We start from the raw sequence: 14,298 nt of genomic DNA, 5'->3' as shown, positions 1-14,298 counted from the left end.
CCCGTGAGCGCCTACTTTGCCGCCTTCGTGAACCTGCCCGTCGTAGTCGACGAGCCCGGCGATTACGTCACCCGCTGCGGCGAGACCGTCACCGTCAGCAAGGCCTCCAGCCGTCATGACTTCGGCTGCGTTGGCACCTATGCCAATTGCGGTACCGAAGACCGCTGGCACAAGAGCGGTCGCCTGCAAGCCGGCCGCGAGAGCAATAACGACATCGTGAGCAAGGCTGAATCTACTCAGGAGCAAGCGCAATGAACTGGAAATGCCCGGAGTGTGGGTCGCTGGAGTTGACCGTAAGCGGCGTCTGCGAAGCCTACGTCAACCAACGCCCTGATGGTTCGCGCCCGAATCTCGTGCCTGTAGGTGGTATCGACTTCGACCTGACCTCGCTCATGACCTGCTGCAAGTGCTCCTACTGCGATGCAAGCGCCAGCTTCGTGTGCGAGGACAAGTTGCAACGCCCTATCCCACCGGGACTGGTTGACCTGAGCTTGCTGCCAATCAGCGTGGCCGGCATCAACGCGGGCCTGTTCTTCGACTCGACCGGAAACGTGCGGACTATCCAGCACGCACACTCGGAGGCCGAGATTCTGATCTCATTCTCCGGGGTGTCTGGCCAACGCTATCTGCGCGTTGCAGAGCGCAAGCCAGATGGTGCCGGCCCCAGCTACCTGACCGAGTATTACCCTTCGGCGAAGGACATCGAACCCCTTATCGGCTCTTCAGGGCAGGTAGAGGGTCTGATCGACCTGCCGGGCAAGCTGGCCATGCCGGACGCCATGAGAATCGCCATGGTTTACCACCGCGACGAAACCGATCTGCCCACCCGCCGCGAAGCCATTGCCTATGAAGCGATTGGCCTTTGCGCCGGCGTTGATCGTCGGACGTTCCCCACCTGCTCCCTGGACGCCACAGCAGACGAAGACGGTGCACTGCGCATCAAGCTCAAGGCCTATGTTGATCGCCCAACTCTGGTGAAGTGTTTCTACGAAAACTGGGTTTGGGTCGGCAACACCTACTACGACGACGAGGCACCGGATGGCGTGAACGACATCCGCGAGCTGGAGAGCTTCAAGCGCGCCCGCCAGTACGCTGAAAGCCTTGGCTACTTGGTTGAGTTCATCTAACCCGCCACCACCCCGGCAGCATGGCCCAGTCGCTTCAGGCTGGGCCATCCACACTCAGGAGATAGCTCGATGGTCAAATCATCCGTAAGCCGGGCCTACGCCAAGGCCGGCCTTCCGCTCTGGGTCACCCCGTGCGAGGCGCATCACCTGCTTCGCATCCGCAATTTCGCCGTCAATGTCGCAGACGAGTTGGCCGACTGGATTGCCCGGCGACTGAGCATGAACTTTGCCGCAGGGTTTCTGGGCCTGAAAGCAGTACCCGTCCGGGAAACGGATGTCGTGCGCCAGCTCCTGAAGATGGGGTACTGCCAGGCAAACGCCCAAGAGATCGGTGGCTTGATCTGCGAGCTTCAGCCAGGCCTCTACCAAAAGGGCTGCCAACGCCGGTCCATGGTCGACTTCCCCGCCTAGCCTGATTGCCTTCGCCGCCGGAGAGTGGGAGTGAAATCCCTTCTCCGGGGGGCGGCGCGTTCGAATCGGGGCTTTTCCTGCTCTCCCTCTGCTGGCACGCACCCGGTTGCTCGATGATGACCCCCATCAACGCAATTCAACCGGACCTCAGAGGACACCGACATGAGCCAGACAGCCACCACCGCCCGCAACGCCTTCCGCAATCATGAGATTCCCGGCTTGTGCCAGCGCTCCATCAATTCGACCACCAAGGCGATTGATGGCAGCTATGTCAGCTACAACCCCAGCTCCAGGGATTACGGCTGCCATACCACGGCGCTGGTGCTGGGTGGCCGCGTGTTCCTTATCCTCAATGGCGACCATCGCGAGGGTCTGTTTGGCGCTGTTGTTGAGGGTGGCATCGCCGCAGGGGCGGCCTACTTCATTGAGCGCATAGCTCAAGCGAATTCCCGCAGCGAGCATCACGAGATTACTGGTCAGTGCGCAGATATATTCGAACTCACTCCCACAGCCGTGCGGTGCATCGGTCAGGAGTTGGTTGATCGCATGACGCAAGCCGCCAACGCTATCCGTGATTGAGGGCCGAATCATGGTGATCATCAATCCGACCCCCAACGACACCCCTGAGAGCCTTGGCGTCCAGCCGGGCTGGTTCGTTCGCCACGGCAGCTGCTCGATCTGGTTCGAGGTCATCGATGTCGTTGCCGGCCGCTGGGTGACGTGTGTGGCGCGAGACCCGAAGAAAGGGACTGAAATGGTCTCCATCGGCAACTTCTTCTCCAGCATCACCGCATTCGCCACGGCATGCCCTGGTGGTAGCTGGATAGCCAAGGACCGGAAAAAGAGCTTCTACGACAAGTTCTACCCCGAGCTTGATCGCATCGTTCCCTACTCCCCGGCCGCCTAAGCGCGGCATCGCAACAAGACGATTTCACACCCCCTACTTGGCGGGCCTTAACCGGCCTGCCTCTGTACCCTATCAATCCATTTTTCAGGGACTCTGCACCGTGTTCATGCAGTTCATCCTCGGCGCTCAAGATGCAGAAATGCAGAAGATCGAGAACATTCTCCGGGCGTCTGGTCACGTAGTCAGGCACGCCATCCGTCACGGTAGACGGGTGCCGTCGAAATTCGCCTATGAGGCCCAGCGTCCGTCTGGCGCGGTCAAATGGGAGAGCCAGATCGTCTGGGTGGAGTGTGCCATTCCAGGCAAGCGCAAGAGCCATCACGTTAGCGTTGACCATCACCGTCATGGCGACTTCGGCTACGGCAAGGGGCCAGAAGAGTTCTACGAGGCATCGAGCATTGGCCAGGTGTGCAACCTCATTGGCTATGAGCCAACTGAGGACATCCTCTACACCGCTGCCGCCGATCATTGCCTTGGCGCGGCCTATGCCGGTTTGTGCCCGAACATTGACCCCGAACGTATGCGGGACTGGCGGGCCAACACGCATGCGGCCGTCCGCCAGCTGACGGTCGAGCAGTTTCACCAGGGCTTGGATAACACCATCGAAAGCCTGAAGAAGTGTTCGATGCTCAACATCGGCGGCCATGAGTTCATTGACGCCATGGACACCCAGCATGAGTGGGTTTCGGACGCGAGCGCCATCCTGGGCCGCAGCGTCATGTATGCCTACTTCGACAGGCGAGTGCGCCGCAACAAGGTCGGCGTACTCAACGGCAGCCCGGAAGCCCTTGCAGCGTGGATGGAGTGGGCCAAGACCCGCCCGTACCTCGAAGACATCTATGGCGACCCCGTGCGGGGCTTCGCCGGCGGCTATCTGGTCGGCTGAGAAAGGAATCAGAACTTTCAGCAATTTTGGAGCAAGAGATGCAGCAACAAGAGCAACACCAGCAACAGGCAAAGCAAATCGAGATCGGTGCCTTCACCGTGCGCCAGCACAACAAGGACTGCTACGCCGAGAAGGCCGGCACTATCGTCGGGCACTTCAGGCTGAACGAGTTCGACGAGGCCAACGTCCGTGCCTCGCTCATCATGCTCGGCATGATCTGAACCCGAACATGGCAGACCAATTTGACCATGACGTTGAACTCGATGCGCGGGGCATGGCCTGCCCTATCCCGCTGATTCAAACCAAGCTGATGCTGAACAGCATGCAGTCTGGCGAGGTCATCAAGGTCATCGCCACCGATGCCGGCACTGTCCGTGACTTCCAAACCCATTGCCGCCTGGCCGGGCATGAAGTCATCAAGCAGACCGAAGAAGGGCCGCTGATCCTGCACTGGATTCGCCGGGGATAAGCCCGCAAGGCGGCCAATTCCCCCCGTTACGATCACGATAGGCCAAGCGTGTTGGCCGACCTACTTACCAGCTCAAGGGAGTGTCTATGCCAGTCCGCAACGCCATCGTGCATCACATCGACAAGAAACCGGATGGCAGCCCAGCCGTCCTCCATACCCGATCTTCGCCCCTGGACGTATCTCAGGCAGTTGAGAACCTAGTTTCGGACCTCAACGAGAGCTACAACTCGCGGCAGAACAAGGGCTGGGGATTCTTCTTCCCCGAATCCGGCGCATACCCCTTCAGCGGTTGGCTCGGCAAATTCCTCGACGGCCAGGCAACCTTCGTTGACTTCACCACTCAGGCCGCTGAGCAGCTCACGAAGCTGATGGAAGAGTCGAACCTCACCGTGGGTGGCCATGTCCTGTTCGCCCACTACCAGCAGGGCATGACCGACTACCTCAGCATTGCCGTGCTGCAACAGAGCGAGGGCGTGACCGTTGGTGCCGATCTGGAAGTGAGCACCGCGCACCATCTCGACCTGTCCCATCTCAGCCTGGCCGCTCGCATCAACCTCAGCGAATGGCGCACCAACGAGAAGTCCAAGCAGTACATCTCCTACACGAAGTCCAAGGCCGGTGGAAAGCGCGGCTATGACTACTTCCGCGACTTCCTCGGTTGCCAGGAAGGTATCGATGGCCCGAGCGAGACGCGCACGTTGCTCAAGGCATTCTCTGACTTCATGGAGAAGGAAGACCTTCCCGAGCCCAGTGCACGCGAGAAAACCGGGGCCCTGCTCGATTACGCCACTGCACAGTCCAAGATCGGCCAGCCCATCAGCCTCGAAGCCCTCTCCGAGTTGATCGACGAAGATCGCCCGCGAGCCTTCTTCGAGCACATCCGCAACCTGGACTACGGTCTGTCGCCGGAGATCCCTGCCGATAAGCGAACCCTCAACCAGTTCCGCCGCTTTACCGGCCGGGCCGAGGGGCTGTCGATCAGCTTCGAATCCCATCTTCTGGGGTCGAAGATCGAGTACGACGAGGGCCGCGACGCCCTGATTATCAGGAGCGTTCCTCAGCAGCTCAAAGACCAGATCAAGCGGCAAAAGGAAAAGGCGAACTAAGCGCCGGAGGCCCGCCACAGAGCGGGCCTTTCACTTTCTGGGGTTGCGCGAATTGGAGGCTAAAGCTCGGGCTTGAAGTGTGAATGACCCATCGCTGCGACCTGCTGGCACGGGCTCAGCGAAGGGACACTGGCATCACCTTCACAACTGACCTGCATAGGTGCCGCAATGACTGTTCGACTTTTCTCCCTGCTCAATAGCGCCGACATCATCTACGTCGATAGCAAAGAGTCCGATGGTGTCCTGTTCGATGACAATTGCCTGCCCGGCCGTAAGGTACCGACTGCCCGCTTGCTGTTCGAAAACATGGATTACTACTTCCTCGACCAAGACGTTGAGCTGGTTGATGGCGAGTGTGTGGCCAATGCCGAAGACTGGGGGGGTGGCGATATTCTTGAGATCTGCCGCTTGCGCTTCGACATTACCAAGCCTTTGACCCTGGAGGACATCCTCCCGGCGTTCCAGAGCGGTACTCCCGAAGCAGGCACCGTCGCTGTTGAGCCGGCCGCTGAAGCCAAAGCCGCTTCTGCCGAGAACTGCGAACCGGTGGCAGCCCATGGCGATGCCCATCAGCCGATCCCACGTCACCACTTCATCGGAGAGGGTCGCCTCCCGTTCCTCATCATCGGTCGCGTACCGGAGGACGACGACGACACCGGTTACCTCGTGATGGCCGACGACGAAAGCCAGGCGCAGGCGATCTTCGTCGAGCAGCTGCATGCCGACTCGGGCATCGATACCGAGGCGCGCGTACGACTGATGGACAGCCGCCGACGGGATCACATCATCACCACCAGTCAGGGCCTGTTCTAAGCGCGGCCCAATCCGTTCCCGGCCCGTGTTCGGCACCGAAAGGACTTCATGCAGAAAGGCGCATGAGACCTGCTGGCACGGTCGGGATGGTCTGAAGCTATGGCTCGTAACAGCAAACAACCCCAAGGAGATCCACATGAACTCATTCGCTGCACGCCTGCTCGCCCCTCTGCTTCTGATGGTCGCCGCCCTGCTCGGTGGCATCTCGATTGGCCGCTTCGGTGAGGTGAGCCCGATGGTGGCGAACATCGCTATCACCCTGACGATCTGCCTCGCGCTGATCTCTGGTCTGCTGGCACCCAGCTCGTTCCGCCGTGCTGCCAAGGCGGTAAAGCCGGCTATTCAGGGCAATAACGGGCTCGCTCCGCTGGAAGGCATGCAAAGCCACCGGGCCAACGCATAGGCACGGGAAAAGGCGCGTGACCGATCTACTGGCACGCGCCGGGCGACACCAAACTGGCTCCAACATTCACAGCAAGGAAGACCCGAAATGCTCCGTACCATTCTCTTCACCCTTGGCTTGATCGCTGTTGGCTCGGCTTCTGTCATGGCTTGCCTGTTCAGCATGACCTTCAGCGGCTCCATCGAGCGCGGCATCACTGATGGGATGGCCTTCATATCCCTGACGCTGGCCATGCTCACCGGCTTTATGAGTGTGCTGGGCGAAGGCGAAAGCGCCCCTAGCCCGGCTTGGAAGCGTGCCCTCTCGGTCATGTCTGGCCTGCTGATGGCGGCCGTGTCGATTGGCCTGATCCAGTTCGCCACCAGCTACAGCGGCTCTATCGAGGACTTGATCGTCAATATCGCTGCCGGCCTTGCGCTGATGTTTGGTCTGGGTGCTGGCATTTCGGTTGGTGCTGGCCTGCTGGGTAGCCCGGTATCCCTTCCGGCCACGGATGAAGCTCGCTTCTACCCGACCCCGGCCCCGGTTGCTGAGCGCCTTGCCAAAGAACCTCAGGCGCTGGCGCTGAGCCCGGCTGACGCAGCCTGACCATCCCGGCCCCGTAGGAACGTCTTGCGGGGCTTTGTCACCAAATCACGGGGTTCAGCCCCGCTTTCTGCTTTCGAGGGTGAGCCGCATGTCGAGTCAGTCCAGAACCAAAGCCTCCCACTTGCCTGCCGAGCTTCGGGCATCGATCAACATGGTGTTGCAGGCACTGGATCGTGACGCCGCAGAGGGTCGCCCGGTGCGCGGGGAAATGGCTGCCGAACTTCGCAAAGCCCTGGACGGCGCAGCGACCACCCCGAGCGAGCTGAAAGAACTGCGCGAACACATCCTGCACATGCGGCGCGAGCTGACACGGGCTGATCGCAGTCCCCTGCCCCAGCGCCAGCGCCTCGCCGAGCGCGTTACCTCGCTGCTCGATGCTCTGAACCTTCTGGCCGCGCCAGCACCCGAAGACGGCGAGCTGCTCCAGGAATTCATCAGCAGCGGCGGCACCTGCTACATGCAGTGGCTTGAGGCGCAATTGAAGCTGGCGCGGGCCAACGCTTAGGATGGTGGCTCGCATGACCCTTACCCCCACACTCTCCACGCGCTAAGGAAGGCTGAAGGCTATGGCTATCCGTTTCTCCACCCTGCTGATCCTGGGCATGCTTTCGACGCCGATATTTGCCGCTGATGATGAGCGTCCGATCATTCAGACGGTTAATGCCCTGGAGCCTGACCAGTGCTCGGCGGACAATTACATCTACCAGGCCGGGGAGCAGTTCACCTTCGAGGATGGCATTACCCGCGTCTGCGTAGCGTCCATCCGTCACGGAGAGTGGGTCGCCGTGCCGAATACAGCACCAGCAAAGTAGGTTTCCCAGGATGAAGGCTCAGACGCTCACCAAGGCCATGCTCAAGGCAAACGCCTGCTTCTGGAAGGCAACCGTCGATACTGACCCGGATACGGGCAAGTCAACGGTCAAGATCGAAGAGTGGCGAGTCCGAAGCGTACTCAATCGACGCCCATCTGAGGGGCTGGAGCCGTTACCCACGGCCTTCTTCGTCAAGAAGGTGGATGGCAGTACCTGGGTGAAGCTCAGCCCCCGCACTGGCGACTACGGTTGGGCCTCCAATATCAGGGGAATCGACAAGGCCACCTGCCACCTTGGCTGCCCGTTACCCGATGGTATGGCCACCACAAAGTATCGAGCCTGTGAGCGGGCCAAGATCCTGCACCGCGAGAGCCGTGAGAGTCTGGCAAAATCCCTGATTAGGTTTGGGCATTCATCACCGGACGACGACCCCGAGTACATGGCCGAAGTGGCAAATGAGGTGGCAGCCCTTGATCGAGCAGCCGCGTACTGGAAGACCCGCGAAAAGGCGGTCTGATTCAATCCCGAAGTTGAGGCATCACCTGTGGCGCGATCCCTGTTTCCGAAACTGGCTGATGGCCGGTACATGGCCAAGTGCAAAGAGGCGACCCCTCTCGCTGCCGCACTCAATGGGCACGCTCAGGTCTGGCCGGAGGCGCTTGTCGTAGTGAAAGCAGGGGTGGCCGTCTTCTACAAGAACGGCACCAAGGTTTGGGAATGTAACCCCACCTATGCCCGTGGCAACTTCGAAATAAATCCCGCGACGTGACCTTCTGGCACGCGGTTGCTAGACGCAAAGTAGCGTCATCAACAACCACGCAGGATTTACGACATGACCACCCAGCGCCCCACCGTCGCCGTCACCCCCATCGAAAACGCCAATGGTGATCTGACCCACTGTGTCATCACCATCAATGGCATCAGCTACGACGCCCCCTTCACCGAAGGCCATGTATCGCTGCGCAATCGCATCGAAGAGGCCAGCGGCATTGAGCTGACCACCCCCGAAATCATGGCCGTCACTAATGCATCTCGCGCCCAGGTAGAGCGTGAGTCCGTGCGCCTGATGCAGTACCTCCAGGCTGCCCCCAGCGGCACCGTTGCTGAAACGGAGAAGAATTTGTTCTGGTGGCTGGATCGTAAGGGCGAGCTGGTATGGGCCGAGCAGGTGACTATTGGGGGCTCTATTGACGGTGTTTACTCTGGCCCGGTGACCGAGTTCGGCGAAATCGACACCGAAGAGCTGTATGCCGTTGCCGAGGGCATTCGTAACTGGCTGAAAGACCCGAAGCCGATCACCGCTGATACCGAATGGCTTTTCTCCATCGGCGAATAAGGTCGTTCCAGCCAACGCCGCGGCCTGGTTTAGGCCGTGGCATTACCCGCCCAACCCGTTCGCAGGTATCCCAGCGTGTTTATGACTACTGCCGTTCCCACTCACGACCGCCCTCTCGCTGCCCCCGGCCTCATCAGCTACCGCTACAAGGGTCGCTATGGCTGGGTGATGATCGGTGCCATTTCGGCTGACGACGCCCTCCAGCAGGCTCGCCGCAGCATCAGCGAGCCCCCGCGCTTGGAGAACCTTCAGGTGTGGAATGGGCAGAGCTATGAGCCTGTCATCGTGGAAGCGGGCGAAACCGAGCCCGCTCTCTGAGTTCACAGGCCGGCACCGAGGGAGCTCACCGTGCGCGAATGCGGGATTCTGTTCAGTAACGACCTTGGTGGTGGCCCAACTGACGATACGGGCTGCCAACTGCCATCGGGTCACGACGGCCCGCATGAGTTCAGCGACTTGGGCGGCAAAGTTTGGCAGTGGGAAACCGACTGGTCCTGCTGCTGTGAACACTGCCGTGACGACGAGAGTGACCAGTGCTCGTTCTATTGGCCCAAGAAGCCGGGCAATGCAGTTAAACCAAGTTGAGCGGGGATAAGGATGAAGCTCTATCACGGCACGTCAAAGGAGTTCCTTCAGGGCATCGAGGATGATGGGCTCGATGCTCCGTCTTACTGGGGAACGCGCGATCAGGCTCTCGAATATGCGGCCAGCTATGGCGAAAACGGTATTCTCCTGGTCGCCGATATCGATGAAGACGACCTCAAGGCCAGCATTTACGTCGCTCAGGCGATGTATGACGACAGCCAAATTGAGGTGATGCCGGACGAGGATGATCTCGCCTACTCCCTGGAATACTTGGGCGGCGTGACTTGCCACGTTACGGTGCATAACTTCGATGTCGAATTTCCGACCACAACGAGCGGTACCGACGATGAGCACACTTGAAGCGAAAACCGAGAAAGGCGTTGTTCTTCGCATAGTCCCCTATGCGGATGGCTCCTACCGCCTGGACTGTGACTGGAGTGAACGCGGCAAGCCCATCATCGAACTGCCCCGCTTCTATCGTTCCGAGCGCGGGGCCAAACAGGGCGCGGCCTTGATTACAGGTGAGCGCCTGACATGGGCACCGAAAGATGCTGCCCAGCAAGCTAATTGAACAAGGGGATCAGGATATGCCCAAGGTACTGCAAGTCCCAGAGCGCCGGATCGCGAAGGATGCCGGCAGCGAGAACATAGGTGCCGCCGGCGAGGCCGTGCGCTGCCCAGAGTGCCGCACCAAAGGCTGCGACTTTTGCGGCGGTACCGGATATCGACGGATCTGCCACAAGTTTGATTGCCATGAGCACGGCTGCTCGTTCGGCACATGCTCGGCAACCAAAGAGGAATTCCAGCGCGATGAAGCGCGCCGGAACGCCGGAAGCTGACGGGGACCCACTATGAGCATCGATCAAGCAGCACAGCCGACCTATGACTCCTATGGGCGGATGAATTACCACCCAGATTTCCACCCGAATCAAGGCGCTCCGTGGACGACCAAAGACCAGCAGTACCTGATCCAGTATTACGAGAAGCTCGGGCCAGAACAGGTGAGCCTCGAACTGGGCCGGACGATTCACACGGTGATGACCCGCGCCTATGAACTGCGCAAGCGCGGCGAAATGCCCAAGCCAGCGGTGAAAACCTACCACCGCCGCATGCGGATGACCGCCTGAAGCCCCACGGCTTGACTGATGTGAGGCCGGCGATCCGGGGGTGTGATTTGGGACGCCCCTTTTGACCAGGTAGAGCATTGATGCGGGGGTAGAATGCGGCCCGGTTGGTGGCATACCTCTCGGTGGCCATCTAGCTCTGGATGATTTCCGCGCCTGAGTTGGGCGGTAAATCATCCGGCTCTGAGCCCTGGGGTGCCCGATCCGTGTCGGCAAACCACCCGGTCACCCCAGGCTCTACCTTTCCACCTGCTTCAACCCTGTTGCCGCTATCGCGAACTGCAATTCGATTTCTCAAAGATCAATCGGGATCTGCTGGCACGCATTCACTGACCAGATCATAAGCCACATCGAGAGGCGACAACTCGCCACTGAGCGCATGAATCTGGAGCAAGCATGAACGTCGAGCGAATCAAAGCAGCAGTATCTGCCGGCCTGCCGGTGTGCTGGATGAACCACGCCTACAGCGTACTGCCCGACACTGGCGCGGCCAGCGGGTTTTCTGTGGTCTACGACGCTGGTGGCCGCAAAGAGAACCGCATCGGCCTCACTTGGTCCGATGGTGAAACCCTCAATGGCAATCCGGCTGACTTCTTCGTCGACTACCGGGTGCCGGCTCACGTTGTCGATGACGCCCTCGCTGAGCACACCGCCGAAAGCATCCTCAACCAAGAATGCCGCTTCGTGGCATTTCAGGTGGGTGATGATCGCTTCTGGGTGGCCGTGTTCAGCTACCTCGGCGGCCTGATCGGCAAAGAGGAAGCGGTCGAGCTGGCGGCAGACCTGCTCCGCGAAAAGGGTGTGCTTGCCGATGATGGCAAGGCAGTCCACTTCACTGTGGTTTAAGCCATAGATTCCGAACTCAATACCCTACGGCACCGCCGTGGGGCCACCAGCTGGAGGTGCAGGATGTTTTTGCTCAACACGAATGGCCACTACTTCGAAATCGACACAGCCAAAGTCCCTGTGACTCAGGAGAGCTTTCAAGGCTGCCGCTTCTTCGATGACGAGAAAACGCTGCTCGAAACCGTGTGCGCTGAATCCGATCTCGACCTCGAAGACATTGAAGGCACGACCTTCTATGTCACCGAGCGCAATGGCCAGCCGGTGGTCATTGATGATCGCGGCTTTGCCACGGCCATTGACGAGCCGGTCGAGGCTTACCTGTCCGAGTTCGCTCTCTAACTTCTGGCGTGATTGGCGGCTGATAGCCTGCCCCGTGCGCGCGTGCCCATTAGGACAGACTCACCTACTGGCACGCGCTGGGTGGGGCGAAGATGAGGCCATCAACAAGTAGCGCGGGCACTCGGCCCGGACGCAAGGAGAACCGCCCAATGATCGCCAATCACGAAGAACGCTATGCAGCAGTGGTCGCGGAAATGATCGCTGCCGGCCTGGTGGACCGTTCGGAGCTGCCCACCCTGGAAGCCCTTACCCAGACCATCAAGGACACCATGGAGGATGAGGCGCTCTCCTTCCCGGACTTCGAAAGCTTCTTTGCCTGGTGGGATGTCGTCACCGCCTATGACCAGATGGACGAGGAATCCTCCGCAGAGCGGCACAAGCCGGCTCTCGAAGTGGCTTTCGATCTGCTGGTTTCGCAGGGGTACTTTGAGTCGACCTGACGCGAGCCGTCGTTACAATCTGCGCATCAAGCACCCGTAGCTCAGTTGGATAGAGCATCCGCCTTCTAAGCGGATGGTCGCTGGTTCGAGTCCAGCCGGGTGCACCACTTTCCTACCCCAGAACCACCTCCCGAGACGCTGCATGAGCATTGAGCAAAGCGAAGCCCAGACGTTGGACATGAAGTTGCGTGCCGCTGGCATGCTCACGGTTGCCGAAATGCTGAATGGCGGCCCCTTGGATGCCTTCATCAAGCACGCCGGCGTCACGGACATTTCCAGTCTGCTCAAGTGGGCCGAAATGCGCCGGGCTGAACTGCTTCGCCAGATTGCCCTCTATGAGATCGGGGAGCGCGACAAGGGCGATGATCTCTATGAGTGGGTGCTCGCCCACTGTTCGGCCTTCACAGAGCTGCATATCAACCTGAAGGCAGGCCTCGCCAGCGCCAGCAATCTTGCCGCTGATGTCAGTTCGGCCTTGGACCACTTGAATCGAGTCGAGTCCAATCTTCGGGATCTGATCTCTCGGCATGAGGTGATCGTGCAGAGCACCAATCGCCTGATCGATAAGCTCACGACCGCCCGTGACAGCATGGCTCGACTGGCCAATCATGCCGGTGTCTCTGAGTATTCAGCCGTTCAGGTTGAGATCAAGGACATCGACGAAGCCCTTGCCCAGGCACGCCAAAGCTTGGCTTCACTTGATAGCGTCCCGACTGAAAGTGCCGCTTAACCGGCCAAAAAGGAAACCCCTGAAATGGTAAACGTACTGTCCCAGGTCATCACGGGGCTTCGCTCCGGGGTTAAAGAGCGCCATAAAGGCTTCCTGACTCTGCTCGCGATCTGTCTGGCCATGGTTCCCGCAATGCTGCTGGGAACAAGTCTGGTAGTTCACGAACCGCTCAACTGGGCCTTTATCGTTGGGGTGGGGCCAACCCTCTGGATTTCGATTGCTTTCAGCGCGTATTTGGCTGTTATCGCGTGCCTTCAGCAGTACCATCGCAGCCGTGGAGACCGCGTGAAGTTTGCGGCCCTGGCCATTCAGGTTGATGTAGTGGTTTCAGCAGGACTTTTCGCCCTAATTCTTGTCAACGTAGGCGGCTAGGGAATCATGGCCTCTATGACGCCCGATCAATTTACGGCTGTGCTGGAACGTGCGACCGGACGCGAGCTTGAAGCGCTTGATGAAGCGCATTGGCGTTACATCAGCATGATCGGTCTTGTCTCCAATGTGCTGCCCCCTGAAGTAGTAGCAACAGATCAAAGGTCGCACCCACACCTGATCAAGCAGGAAGATGGCCGACCAGTTTTCAACGACGAAGATTGCAAGGCATTCATGGCGGAGGTCACCGGGCTTTCTGCCGAATTTTGTGCGGCTTGGCGTGATCGAGATTTCTACGAGCTGCATGGTGAAACTGCCGAAGAAATGGCTGCACGGCAGCGCGCCGCAAGCTAAGCCTGGGAAATTCGAGGATATCCGTCATGAAAAAGAGACGCATGGTAGAGATTGAAGAAACCTTCTGCGATGTCTGCGGGGAACAGTGTGGCAACCACGTAATCCGGACTGACGCCGAGGGCAATGAGCAGCACGCCTGCCTGGACTACAACGAACAGCACTGCAAGCAGTGTGCTGCTGTGCTCGATGAGCGTCTGCTGGCTGCTGCAATTGCCAAGCGGCAGTCGGCATAGGTTCGAGGGAATCCCTGTGAGATACCACGCGCCCAGCAAGCAGTTCACTGTCTCACCGGATCAGCTCCAGAGTTGCGCCGCAAACCTGCTTTTTGCCATCAAGAAAATTCGCCAAGCCTCCGGCCTTCCGCTGGAAGTTAGCGAACGCCACGCCGCGATGACTGAGGCCTGCCACGCAGAGCAGGCTGTTCTCGACGCAGCACAAGCCATCGGTATCGACCTTGGGGCGACCCGCGCCGGGGCGCTTGATGTCCGAAGCGCCGGCTGACGCGGTGCCTTTACAGCCAGCCCTTCGGCCCCGCGAATTGGGGTCTGATATTTGGGGTTGATCTTCCTGGTTGCGGATTTCGGAGCACCGTGACCGGCCGTTTCGGTTGATCGTGACCGGTCATTTCGCTAACGCGTGACCGCTCATTTCGG

29 protein-coding genes and 1 tRNA gene are annotated in these 14,298 nt (G+C 59.6%); 29 read left to right on the top strand and 1 reads right to left on the bottom strand.

Features of this window, described 5'->3' with window-relative positions:
* The first annotated feature begins 3 nt into the window (after positions 1 to 3).
* The 19 genes from BLV47_RS34580 to BLV47_RS36020 all read left to right on the top strand — a co-directional run bounded on the left by BLV47_RS34580 (position 4) and on the right by BLV47_RS36020 (position 10,014).
* Entirely contained in the window at positions 4 to 255 is a 252-nt protein-coding gene (locus BLV47_RS34580; protein ID WP_208605347.1) for a hypothetical protein, read from the top strand.
* Positions 252 to 1,127 (top strand): hypothetical protein, encoded by an 876-nt coding sequence (locus BLV47_RS34575; RefSeq protein ID WP_092320951.1) that lies wholly within the window; start codon positions 252 to 254, stop codon positions 1,125 to 1,127. Before BLV47_RS34580 ends, BLV47_RS34575 begins: the two co-directional genes overlap by 4 nt.
* 69 nt (positions 1,128 to 1,196) lie before the next feature.
* Positions 1,197 to 1,538, top strand: a complete 342-nt coding sequence (locus BLV47_RS34570; RefSeq protein WP_092320950.1) for a hypothetical protein — start codon at positions 1,197 to 1,199, stop codon at positions 1,536 to 1,538.
* A gap of 162 nt (positions 1,539 to 1,700) precedes the next feature.
* Complete coding sequence (locus BLV47_RS34565; protein ID WP_092320949.1) at positions 1,701 to 2,117, top strand: hypothetical protein; 417 nt, start codon at positions 1,701 to 1,703, stop codon at positions 2,115 to 2,117.
* A gap of 10 nt (positions 2,118 to 2,127) precedes the next feature.
* Positions 2,128 to 2,445 (top strand): hypothetical protein, encoded by a 318-nt coding sequence (locus tag BLV47_RS34560; protein WP_092320948.1) that lies wholly within the window; start codon positions 2,128 to 2,130, stop codon positions 2,443 to 2,445.
* Between the two features lie 106 nt (positions 2,446 to 2,551).
* Positions 2,552 to 3,331 carry a hypothetical protein gene (locus BLV47_RS34555; RefSeq protein ID WP_143038391.1) on the top strand — a complete coding sequence of 260 codons (780 nt, stop codon included), beginning with the start codon at positions 2,552 to 2,554 and terminating at the stop codon, positions 3,329 to 3,331.
* Positions 3,332 to 3,369: 38 nt separating this feature from the next.
* Complete coding sequence (locus tag BLV47_RS34550; RefSeq protein ID WP_092320946.1) at positions 3,370 to 3,552, top strand: hypothetical protein; 183 nt, start codon at positions 3,370 to 3,372, stop codon at positions 3,550 to 3,552.
* 8 nt (positions 3,553 to 3,560) lie between these two features.
* Positions 3,561 to 3,800, top strand: coding sequence for a sulfurtransferase TusA family protein (locus BLV47_RS34545; RefSeq protein ID WP_092320945.1), 240 nt, complete (start codon positions 3,561 to 3,563; stop codon positions 3,798 to 3,800).
* A gap of 86 nt (positions 3,801 to 3,886) precedes the next feature.
* The gene (yejK, locus tag BLV47_RS34540; protein WP_092320944.1) at positions 3,887 to 4,906 is read left to right on the top strand and encodes a nucleoid-associated protein YejK; all 1,020 of its coding nucleotides are present in this window, start codon (positions 3,887 to 3,889) and stop codon (positions 4,904 to 4,906) included.
* A 168-nt stretch (positions 4,907 to 5,074) separates the two neighbouring features.
* Entirely contained in the window at positions 5,075 to 5,719 is a 645-nt protein-coding gene (locus tag BLV47_RS34535) for a hypothetical protein (protein ID WP_092320943.1), read from the top strand.
* Between the two features lie 136 nt (positions 5,720 to 5,855).
* Positions 5,856 to 6,122 (top strand): hypothetical protein, encoded by a 267-nt coding sequence (locus tag BLV47_RS34530; protein ID WP_092320942.1) that lies wholly within the window; start codon positions 5,856 to 5,858, stop codon positions 6,120 to 6,122.
* An 87-nt stretch (positions 6,123 to 6,209) separates the two neighbouring features.
* Positions 6,210 to 6,710, top strand: a complete 501-nt coding sequence (locus tag BLV47_RS34525; RefSeq protein ID WP_092320941.1) for a hypothetical protein — start codon at positions 6,210 to 6,212, stop codon at positions 6,708 to 6,710.
* Between the two features lie 121 nt (positions 6,711 to 6,831).
* Entirely contained in the window at positions 6,832 to 7,215 is a 384-nt protein-coding gene (locus tag BLV47_RS34520) for a hypothetical protein (protein WP_143038390.1), read from the top strand.
* A gap of 61 nt (positions 7,216 to 7,276) precedes the next feature.
* Positions 7,277 to 7,522: a hypothetical protein gene (locus BLV47_RS34515; protein ID WP_092320939.1), complete on the top strand. Its 246-nt coding sequence runs from the start codon at positions 7,277 to 7,279 to the stop codon at positions 7,520 to 7,522.
* 10 nt (positions 7,523 to 7,532) lie between these two features.
* The gene (locus BLV47_RS34510; protein WP_092320938.1) at positions 7,533 to 8,039 is read left to right on the top strand and encodes a hypothetical protein; all 507 of its coding nucleotides are present in this window, start codon (positions 7,533 to 7,535) and stop codon (positions 8,037 to 8,039) included.
* Positions 8,040 to 8,354: 315 nt separating this feature from the next.
* Entirely contained in the window at positions 8,355 to 8,858 is a 504-nt protein-coding gene (locus BLV47_RS34500) for a hypothetical protein (RefSeq protein ID WP_092320937.1), read from the top strand.
* Positions 8,859 to 8,939: 81 nt separating this feature from the next.
* Positions 8,940 to 9,176: a hypothetical protein gene (locus BLV47_RS34495; protein WP_092320936.1), complete on the top strand. Its 237-nt coding sequence runs from the start codon at positions 8,940 to 8,942 to the stop codon at positions 9,174 to 9,176.
* A gap of 279 nt (positions 9,177 to 9,455) precedes the next feature.
* A complete protein-coding gene (locus BLV47_RS34490) occupies positions 9,456 to 9,803 on the top strand; it encodes a hypothetical protein (protein ID WP_092320935.1) in 348 nt (115 codons plus the stop codon).
* The gene (locus BLV47_RS36020) at positions 9,790 to 10,014 is read left to right on the top strand and encodes a hypothetical protein (RefSeq protein WP_143038388.1); all 225 of its coding nucleotides are present in this window, start codon (positions 9,790 to 9,792) and stop codon (positions 10,012 to 10,014) included. The genes BLV47_RS34490 and BLV47_RS36020 overlap by 14 nt, the downstream gene beginning before the upstream one ends.
* Here BLV47_RS36020 and BLV47_RS34485 read toward each other — a convergent pair.
* Positions 10,007 to 10,198 carry a hypothetical protein gene (locus BLV47_RS34485; protein WP_092320934.1) on the bottom strand — a complete coding sequence of 64 codons (192 nt, stop codon included), beginning with the start codon at positions 10,196 to 10,198 and terminating at the stop codon, positions 10,007 to 10,009. The two genes, BLV47_RS36020 and BLV47_RS34485, sit on opposite strands and share 8 nt — an antisense overlap.
* A 96-nt stretch (positions 10,199 to 10,294) precedes the next feature.
* Here BLV47_RS34485 and BLV47_RS34480 point away from each other — a divergent pair, with 96 nt between their 5' ends.
* From BLV47_RS34480 to BLV47_RS34435, 10 genes are all read left to right on the top strand, one after another.
* Positions 10,295 to 10,570, top strand: coding sequence for a hypothetical protein (locus tag BLV47_RS34480; protein WP_092320933.1), 276 nt, complete (start codon positions 10,295 to 10,297; stop codon positions 10,568 to 10,570).
* A 393-nt stretch (positions 10,571 to 10,963) separates the two neighbouring features.
* A complete protein-coding gene (locus tag BLV47_RS34475; protein ID WP_092320932.1) occupies positions 10,964 to 11,413 on the top strand; it encodes a hypothetical protein in 450 nt (149 codons plus the stop codon).
* A gap of 63 nt (positions 11,414 to 11,476) precedes the next feature.
* The gene (locus BLV47_RS34470) at positions 11,477 to 11,752 is read left to right on the top strand and encodes a hypothetical protein (RefSeq protein ID WP_092320931.1); all 276 of its coding nucleotides are present in this window, start codon (positions 11,477 to 11,479) and stop codon (positions 11,750 to 11,752) included.
* A 149-nt stretch (positions 11,753 to 11,901) separates the two neighbouring features.
* Complete coding sequence (locus BLV47_RS34465) at positions 11,902 to 12,192, top strand: hypothetical protein (protein ID WP_092320930.1); 291 nt, start codon at positions 11,902 to 11,904, stop codon at positions 12,190 to 12,192.
* Between the two features lie 30 nt (positions 12,193 to 12,222).
* Positions 12,223 to 12,299 (top strand) — tRNA-Arg (locus BLV47_RS34460).
* 35 nt (positions 12,300 to 12,334) lie between these two features.
* On the top strand, positions 12,335 to 12,922 hold the full coding sequence (locus BLV47_RS34455) for a hypothetical protein (RefSeq protein ID WP_092320929.1): 588 nt from the start codon (positions 12,335 to 12,337) through the stop codon (positions 12,920 to 12,922).
* 24 nt (positions 12,923 to 12,946) lie between these two features.
* Positions 12,947 to 13,294, top strand: coding sequence for a hypothetical protein (locus BLV47_RS34450; protein ID WP_092320928.1), 348 nt, complete (start codon positions 12,947 to 12,949; stop codon positions 13,292 to 13,294).
* A gap of 15 nt (positions 13,295 to 13,309) precedes the next feature.
* The gene (locus BLV47_RS34445) at positions 13,310 to 13,645 is read left to right on the top strand and encodes a hypothetical protein (protein WP_167365756.1); all 336 of its coding nucleotides are present in this window, start codon (positions 13,310 to 13,312) and stop codon (positions 13,643 to 13,645) included.
* Positions 13,646 to 13,671: 26 nt separating this feature from the next.
* Positions 13,672 to 13,878, top strand: coding sequence for a hypothetical protein (locus BLV47_RS34440; protein WP_092320926.1), 207 nt, complete (start codon positions 13,672 to 13,674; stop codon positions 13,876 to 13,878).
* A gap of 16 nt (positions 13,879 to 13,894) precedes the next feature.
* Positions 13,895 to 14,146, top strand: a complete 252-nt coding sequence (locus BLV47_RS34435; RefSeq protein ID WP_092320925.1) for a hypothetical protein — start codon at positions 13,895 to 13,897, stop codon at positions 14,144 to 14,146.
* Positions 14,147 to 14,298 lie beyond the last annotated feature (152 nt).

The sequence above is a fragment of the Pseudomonas saponiphila genome, from assembly GCF_900105185.1.
GTDB lineage: Bacteria > Pseudomonadota > Gammaproteobacteria > Pseudomonadales > Pseudomonadaceae > Aquipseudomonas > Aquipseudomonas saponiphila.
Note: the sequence above shows the minus strand (reverse complement) of the source record. Positions and strands in the feature narration are given on the sequence as shown.

Coding starts and splice junctions, on each gene's coding strand:
- BLV47_RS34575 (WP_092320951.1), top strand. CDS start 252: ATGAACTGGAAATGCCCGGAGTGTGGGTCGCTGGAGTTGACCGTAAGC.
- BLV47_RS34570 (WP_092320950.1), top strand. CDS start 1,197: ATGGTCAAATCATCCGTAAGCCGGGCCTACGCCAAGGCCGGCCTTCCG.
- BLV47_RS34565 (WP_092320949.1), top strand. CDS start 1,701: ATGAGCCAGACAGCCACCACCGCCCGCAACGCCTTCCGCAATCATGAG.
- BLV47_RS34560 (WP_092320948.1), top strand. CDS start 2,128: ATGGTGATCATCAATCCGACCCCCAACGACACCCCTGAGAGCCTTGGC.
- BLV47_RS34555 (WP_143038391.1), top strand. CDS start 2,552: ATGCAGTTCATCCTCGGCGCTCAAGATGCAGAAATGCAGAAGATCGAG.
- BLV47_RS34550 (WP_092320946.1), top strand. CDS start 3,370: ATGCAGCAACAAGAGCAACACCAGCAACAGGCAAAGCAAATCGAGATC.
- BLV47_RS34545 (WP_092320945.1), top strand. CDS start 3,561: ATGGCAGACCAATTTGACCATGACGTTGAACTCGATGCGCGGGGCATG.
- yejK (WP_092320944.1), top strand. CDS start 3,887: ATGCCAGTCCGCAACGCCATCGTGCATCACATCGACAAGAAACCGGAT.
- BLV47_RS34535 (WP_092320943.1), top strand. CDS start 5,075: ATGACTGTTCGACTTTTCTCCCTGCTCAATAGCGCCGACATCATCTAC.
- BLV47_RS34530 (WP_092320942.1), top strand. CDS start 5,856: ATGAACTCATTCGCTGCACGCCTGCTCGCCCCTCTGCTTCTGATGGTC.
- BLV47_RS34525 (WP_092320941.1), top strand. CDS start 6,210: ATGCTCCGTACCATTCTCTTCACCCTTGGCTTGATCGCTGTTGGCTCG.
- BLV47_RS34515 (WP_092320939.1), top strand. CDS start 7,277: ATGGCTATCCGTTTCTCCACCCTGCTGATCCTGGGCATGCTTTCGACG.
- BLV47_RS34510 (WP_092320938.1), top strand. CDS start 7,533: ATGAAGGCTCAGACGCTCACCAAGGCCATGCTCAAGGCAAACGCCTGC.
- BLV47_RS34500 (WP_092320937.1), top strand. CDS start 8,355: ATGACCACCCAGCGCCCCACCGTCGCCGTCACCCCCATCGAAAACGCC.
- BLV47_RS34495 (WP_092320936.1), top strand. CDS start 8,940: ATGACTACTGCCGTTCCCACTCACGACCGCCCTCTCGCTGCCCCCGGC.
- BLV47_RS34490 (WP_092320935.1), top strand. CDS start 9,456: ATGAAGCTCTATCACGGCACGTCAAAGGAGTTCCTTCAGGGCATCGAG.
- BLV47_RS36020 (WP_143038388.1), top strand. CDS start 9,790: ATGAGCACACTTGAAGCGAAAACCGAGAAAGGCGTTGTTCTTCGCATA.
- BLV47_RS34485 (WP_092320934.1), bottom strand. CDS start 10,198: ATGGCAATCAAACTTGTGGCAGATCCGTCGATATCCGGTACCGCCGCA.
- BLV47_RS34480 (WP_092320933.1), top strand. CDS start 10,295: ATGAGCATCGATCAAGCAGCACAGCCGACCTATGACTCCTATGGGCGG.
- BLV47_RS34475 (WP_092320932.1), top strand. CDS start 10,964: ATGAACGTCGAGCGAATCAAAGCAGCAGTATCTGCCGGCCTGCCGGTG.
- BLV47_RS34470 (WP_092320931.1), top strand. CDS start 11,477: ATGTTTTTGCTCAACACGAATGGCCACTACTTCGAAATCGACACAGCC.
- BLV47_RS34465 (WP_092320930.1), top strand. CDS start 11,902: ATGATCGCCAATCACGAAGAACGCTATGCAGCAGTGGTCGCGGAAATG.
- BLV47_RS34455 (WP_092320929.1), top strand. CDS start 12,335: ATGAGCATTGAGCAAAGCGAAGCCCAGACGTTGGACATGAAGTTGCGT.
- BLV47_RS34450 (WP_092320928.1), top strand. CDS start 12,947: ATGGTAAACGTACTGTCCCAGGTCATCACGGGGCTTCGCTCCGGGGTT.
- BLV47_RS34445 (WP_167365756.1), top strand. CDS start 13,310: ATGACGCCCGATCAATTTACGGCTGTGCTGGAACGTGCGACCGGACGC.
- BLV47_RS34440 (WP_092320926.1), top strand. CDS start 13,672: ATGAAAAAGAGACGCATGGTAGAGATTGAAGAAACCTTCTGCGATGTC.